Genomic DNA, 2,599 nt, shown 5'->3' with positions numbered 1-2,599 from the left:
TGGGTATTCAAAAAATGGTGATACCCACTGCAGGTAATGCCGGAGGCGCATTGAGTGCCTATTGTGCAAAAGCAGAAATTGAAGCAACCGTTATCATGCCCAGGCATACAGCTGAAACATTAAAAGAAGAATGTCGTATGTATGGGGCTAATTTAATTCTATTAGATGGCTTAATAGATGCTTGTGGCAAAATGGCAAGAAGCATTGCAGCAGAAACAGGCGCTTTTGATATGTCTACCATGAAGGAACCATACCGGTTAGAGGGAAAGAAAACCCTGGGCTATGAAATTGCCGAACAGTTTAATTGGATTTTACCCGATATCATTATATACCCGGCAGGAGGTGGAACAGGATTAATTGGCATCTGGAAAGCATTTAAGGAATTACTATCAATGAACCTTATTAAGGGGCCATTACCCAAAATGGTTTTGGTTCAATCCGAACAATGCTCCCCAATGGTACATTTGTTTCAGAAGGGAAAATTGCCGGAAAATTATGCACCTCAATCCTCTGCTGCTTATGGGTTGGCCGTACCCTACCCTTTTGCAACCCAAATGATGCTAAATGTACTTAAAGAAAGCAATGGTATTGCTTTAACGGTATCTGAACAGGAAATGGATGAAGGAATTCAGCATATTGCTAAAACAGAAGGTCAATTACTGAGCCCGGAAGGTGCAGCAACTTTTATGGCTGCAAGGAAATTGCTACACGAAGAATTCATAAAGAATGAGGATAGGGTTTTATTGGTAAATACCGGTTCCTGGTACAAATACAGGTAAAGCTTTTGTAATTTGCGTACTAGTTATGTCAACTACTTCTGCTTTAAGAATTGTTTCACTGGTGCCCAGTATTACCGAACTTTTATATGATCTTGGTTTGGAAGAACAGGTAGTGGGCATCACTAAATTTTGTGTGCATCCCTCTGCATGGTTTCAAAGTAAAATAAGAATTGGGGGTACCAAGCAAATTCATATTGAAACAATCAGGTCATTGAAACCTACGCTAATTATTGCAAGTAAGGAAGAGAACATAAAAGAACAAGTTGAATCACTTGCTGATTTCACTGAAATTTTACTTACCGACGTTGTAGACTATGCATCAGCGCTGGAAATGATTGAAGCAGTAGGCAAAGCCACTGAAACATTAAACAAGGCTATAAAGATTCGGTCTCGTATTGAAGATGAATTCAGGCAACTCGATACGTTTTTGCAACAACAACAATATCCATCCCTTCCCTGTGCCTATCTAATCTGGAAAGATCCTTATATGGTGGCCGGAGGTGATACTTTTATCCATTCTATGCTGCAAAAAATGAATTGCGTGAATACCTATGGAAACCAATTGAGGTATCCGGGTATTCATTTTCAGGATCCGGAATGGTTGGCAGCTAAAATTGTTTTCTTGTCCAGCGAGCCCTATCCTTTTAAGGAAAAGCATATTGGTGAATTAAGAGCACAATTTCCGGATAAAACATTTTTACTGGTTGATGGTGAAATGTTCAGCTGGTATGGCAGTAGAATGCTGCAAGCTCCTGCCTATTTTTCCAGCCTGTCGCGGCTATTGAATCAGACAGGTTAATGCCCTTTATTTTTTGTGGGCTTTTCATTATCTTAGCCATATGAAAAAATACAGCTCTGGTGTACTATTTGGAGCAGAACTGGAAGCATTGTACAACGATGCAAAAGAAAACCAGTTTGCACTCCCTGCCGTAAATACCATCGGCACCAATACGATTAATGCAACTTTAGAAACCGCCGCTAAAGTTAACTCCCCTGTTATTATTCAGTTCTCTAACGGAGGAGCACAGTTTGTTGCGGGCAAAGGCATGCCAAACGATGCTTTACAGGGTAATATCTCTGGCGGTATTTCCGGTGCCTTGCATATTCACAACGTGGCCAAGCATTATGGCGTACCTGTTGTATTACATACCGACCATGCTGCTAAGAAATGGTTACCCTGGGTAAGTGGCTTAATTGACGCAGGTGAGCAATTTTATAAAGAAAAAGGTCGTCCCTTGTTCAGTTCTCATATGCTCGATTTATCGGAAGAGCCCATTGAAGAAAATATTGCAACGTCTGTTGAGTTTTATAAGCGCATGGCACCCTTGGGCATGAGCATTGAAATTGAACTGGGCGTAACCGGCGGAGAGGAAGATGGTGTAGACAACAGTGATGTTGAAAATGATAAATTATATACCCAGCCTCAGCACGTGGCTTATGCGTATACCGAATTAAGTAAAGTAGGCAATATGTTCACGGTTGCAGCTGCTTTTGGTAATGTGCATGGAGTATATAAACCAGGAAACGTAGAATTACGTCCTGAAATATTAAAGAACAGCCAGGATTATATTCAGGCTGAATTGAAGACCGGTCCTAAACCCGTTTACTTTGTATTTCATGGTGGAAGCGGATCTCCGCAACACCAAATAAGAGAAGCCATCGGATACGGTGCCATCAAAATGAATATTGATACCGATCTGCAATGGGCATTCTGGGAAGGCATCAGGGATTTTTATCAGAAAAACGAAGCCTATCTGCAGGGTCAGTTAGGAAATCCTGAAGGAGCAGATAAGCCAAATAAGAAATTCTATGATCCTAGG

3 protein-coding genes are annotated in these 2,599 nt (G+C 41.1%); all 3 read left to right on the top strand.

Features of this window, described 5'->3' with window-relative positions:
* Positions 1–779, top strand: a 779-nt coding sequence (locus tag P767_RS15710) for a threonine synthase (RefSeq protein WP_037351605.1), incomplete at its 5' end; no start/stop codon positions are given.
* Between the two features lie 25 nt (positions 780–804).
* Entirely contained in the window at positions 805–1,578 is a 774-nt protein-coding gene (locus P767_RS15705) for an ABC transporter substrate-binding protein (protein ID WP_051417073.1), read from the top strand.
* 40 nt (positions 1,579–1,618) lie between these two features.
* The coding region (gene fbaA, locus P767_RS15700) for a class II fructose-bisphosphate aldolase (RefSeq protein ID WP_037351604.1) at positions 1,619–2,599 on the top strand (981 nt) is incomplete at its 3' end.

Source organism: Sediminibacterium salmoneum NBRC 103935, from assembly GCF_000511175.1.
Classification (GTDB): Bacteria; Bacteroidota; Bacteroidia; order Chitinophagales; family Chitinophagaceae; genus Sediminibacterium; species Sediminibacterium salmoneum.
This window is presented reverse-complemented; position numbering and strand designations above follow the sequence as displayed.